This window comes from Inquilinus sp., assembly GCF_057815775.1.
In genome coordinates this window covers 1-3,198 of the sequence record NZ_JBYRFX010000591.1, presented here as the reverse complement: position 1 = coordinate 3,198, position 3,198 = coordinate 1, and the positions used below count along the sequence as shown (strand labels likewise).

Annotated in this window: 4 protein-coding genes; 3 read left to right on the top strand and 1 reads right to left on the bottom strand. The window is 72.1% G+C overall.

The features are described from left to right. Both AC3XYG_RS20730 and AC3XYG_RS20725 read left to right on the top strand, forming a co-directional pair. Nucleotides 1-829, top strand: an 829-nt coding sequence (locus AC3XYG_RS20730; RefSeq protein WP_489141766.1) for an NAD(P)/FAD-dependent oxidoreductase, incomplete at its 5' end; no start/stop codon positions are given. Between the two features lie 28 nt (nucleotides 830-857). Continuing rightward, nucleotides 858-1,637 (top strand): coniferyl-alcohol dehydrogenase, encoded by a 780-nt coding sequence (locus tag AC3XYG_RS20725; protein WP_489141765.1) that lies wholly within the window; start codon nucleotides 858-860, stop codon nucleotides 1,635-1,637. 4 nt (nucleotides 1,638-1,641) lie between these two features. Here AC3XYG_RS20725 and AC3XYG_RS20720 read toward each other — a convergent pair whose 3' ends face one another. Continuing rightward, nucleotides 1,642-2,445 (bottom strand): IclR family transcriptional regulator domain-containing protein, encoded by an 804-nt coding sequence (locus tag AC3XYG_RS20720; protein ID WP_489141764.1) that lies wholly within the window; start codon nucleotides 2,443-2,445, stop codon nucleotides 1,642-1,644. Between the two features lie 199 nt (nucleotides 2,446-2,644). Here AC3XYG_RS20720 and AC3XYG_RS20715 point away from each other — a divergent pair. Then, the coding region (locus AC3XYG_RS20715; RefSeq protein WP_489141763.1) for an MFS transporter at nucleotides 2,645-3,198 on the top strand (554 nt) is incomplete at its 3' end.

Here is a 3,198-nt window from a genome sequence, read left to right as displayed (position 1 = left end):
CGACGATGCGCTGGCACTGCGGCCGCTTCTGTGCCCCGGCGCGCGCATCGCCATCATCGGCGGCGGGTTCACCGGGCTGGAGCTGGCCGCGGCCGCGGCGGCGCGCGGCTGCGCCGTGACGGTGATCGAAGCCCAGCCCCGCATCCTGATGCGCGGCGTTCCGGCCGCGCTGGCCGCGCCGATCGCCGCCCGCCACTGTGCCGCCGGCGTCGACCTGCGCACCGGCATCGGCATCGACCGGATCGAGGGCGGCGTCGTGCTGGCCGATGGCAGCCGGATCGCGGCCGACACGGTGATCGCCGGCATCGGCGCGGTGCCGGAGACGGCGCTGGCGGAAGCCGCCGGCCTGGACGTCGACAACGGCATCGCCGTGGATGCGACGTTGGCGACCGGCGATCCCGATATCTTCGCGGCGGGGGACTGCGCCGCCTGCGCCCATCCGCTCTATCCCGGTCGCCGCATCCGGCTGGAGGCCTGGCGCAACGCCCAGGACCAAGGGGCGCTGGCCGCCCGCAACATGCTGGGCCGCGGTGAGGCGATCGGTGCGGTGCCCTGGTTCTGGTCGGACCAGTACGAGCTGACGCTGCAGATCGCCGGCTTGGCCGACGAAGGCCGGGTCACGGTCGGGCGGGAGCTGGGCGACGGCGCGCAGCTGCTGTTCCACTTGGCAACGGATGGTCGGCTGGTCGCGGCCGGCGGCATCGGCCCGCTGGGCCGGATCGCGCGCGAGATCCGCCTGGCGGAGATGCTGATCGCCCGGCGCGCCGCACCCGACCCTGGCTCGCTCGCCTCGCCGGAGGTAAAGCTGAAATCGCTGCTGGCCGCGTGATCCGGCGGCACCACACCGCCACGGGGCCATGGATATGCTGACCGGCAAGACCATCATCGTCACGGGTGCGGCCTCCGGCATCGGTGCCGCAACCGCCCGGCTGGTGAAGGCCTGGGGCGGCCGCGTCATCGCGGTCGACCGGCAAGAACCGGCCGACCCGGTCGACGCCTTCTTCGCCGCCGACCTGTCCGACCGGGCGTCGATCGACGCGCTGGTCGCGGCGCTGCCGCGGGGCGCGCACGGGCTGGCCAACATCGCCGGGCTGCCGCCGACCCGGCCGGCGGCGGAGGTGCTGCGGGTCAATCTGGTCGGGCTGAAGCACCTGACCCTACAGCTGGTGCCGACTCTGGCCGACGGCGCCGCGATCGTGAACCTGGCCTCGCTGGCCGGGCTGGACTGGGCGGAGGCGCTGCCGGCCGTGCGCGCCAGCGAGGATCTGGCGTTCGAAGACGTCGAGGCGTTCTGCCGGGACCACGGCATCGCCGGCGCCCGCAGCTATTTCTTCTCGAAGGAGGCGCTGATCGCCTGGACCCTGCGCCACCGCTGGACCTGGCGCGACCGCGGCATCCGCATGAACGCGGTCAGCCCCGGCCCGGTCGACACGCCGATCCTGCAGGATTTCGTGGCAACGCTGGGTGCCCGGGCCGAGGAGGACATGGCGGTGATGGACCGGGCGGGCCGGCCGGAGGACATCGCTCCCGTGGTCGGCCTCCTGCTGTCGGACGCCTCGGCCTGGATCCGCGGCACCAATGTCCCGGCCGATGGCGGCCTGTACGCCCATGTGCTGGACCGCCGGCACAAGCTCTAGAGCTTTAACTGCGCGGCACCGCCAGGGCGATGGCGCGGGCCGCCTCCTGCAGCGCCGGCAGGAAGCGGGCCTGCATCTCCGCCGCCCCCACCCGCGACGCCGGGGCGCTGAGGTTGATCGCCAGGCTGCCGGCCGAGATGCCGCCGGGCACCGCCACGGCGATCGAGCACAGCCCGGCCTCCAGCTCCTCCGCCACCAGGGCATAGCCACGGCCGCGGATCTCGGCCAGCCGGGCCGTCAGCGCCGGGCGGGTGGTCAGCGTGTGCGCGGTGAACCGCTCCAGCACCGCCGCCTCGAAATACCGTTCCAGCTCACGCGGGTGCAGCGTCGCCAGCAGCGCCTGGCCCATCGAGGTGGCGTGTGCCGGCAGGCGGGTGCCGACGCCGAGCCCGACCGTCATGATCCGGTGCGGCGCCGGTGACCGCGCGACATAGGTGATGGCGGTGCCGTCCAGCATGGCGGCGGAGGAGGATTCGCCGAGCCGGCGTGTCAGCTCCAGCAGCGCGTCGCGCACCCGCTCCAGCTCGCCCATGCCGGACAGGAAGCTGTGGCCGATCGCCAGGATCGCCGGCGTCAGCTCGAAATGCTTGCCGTCGCTGCGGGCGTAGCCGGCCTCGCACAGGGTCAGCAGAAAGCGCCGGGCCGCCGCCCGGGTCAGGCCGGTGCGCGCCGCCGCCTCGGTGATGGTCTGGCGGCGATGCTCCGCACCGAAGCTGCGGATCACGTCCAGCCCCTTGCGGAACGACAGCACCTGCTCGGTTCGCTGCAGCCTGGCCTCCCCGGATTGTTCGCTTTGCGAACAAGACATTCGTTCTGCGAACAGATCCTTGACCCGATCCGCGGCCCGGCACAAGACATCAAGGTAGAAAAAGCATATGGAATGTCGGGGGAAGCGTTCGGAATGGCGGGGATCGTCGCCCAGCCGGCACCCTGTGCCGCGGCGGGCCGAACCCCAGTCCGCGCCCGCCCCGACCCGCAAAGGCGTGACGAGGCTGAGGACATCCCGCATGGTCGCATCCGTCCCCGAAGGCCGCCCGCTGGCCGCCAAACCCAAGGCCGCCATCGCCGCGATGAGCACGCGCAGCCGGATCTTCGCGATCGTCGGCAGCTCCTCCGGCAACCTGGTCGAGTGGTACGATTTCTACACCTACGCCTTCACCTCGCTGTACTTCGCCAGCGCCTTCTTTCCCAAGGGCGACGCGACCAGTCAGCTGTTGAACACCGCCGGCATCTTCGCCGCCGGCTTCCTGATGCGGCCGATCGGCAGCTGGGTGTTCGGCCGCATCGCCGACCGGCACGGCCGCCGCACTTCGATGATGCTGTCGGTGCTGATGATGTGCGCGGGGTCGCTGGCGATCGCGGTGTTGCCGACCTATGAGACCATCGGCGCCGCGGCCAGCGTCCTGCTGCTGATCGCCCGGCTGGTGCAGGGTCTGTCGGTCGGCGGCGAGTACGGCACCAGCGCGACCTATATGAGCGAGGTGGCGGCCCGCCGGCACCGCGGCTTCTTCGGGTCGTTCCAATACGTCACCCTGATCGGCGGCCAGCTGCTGGCCACGCT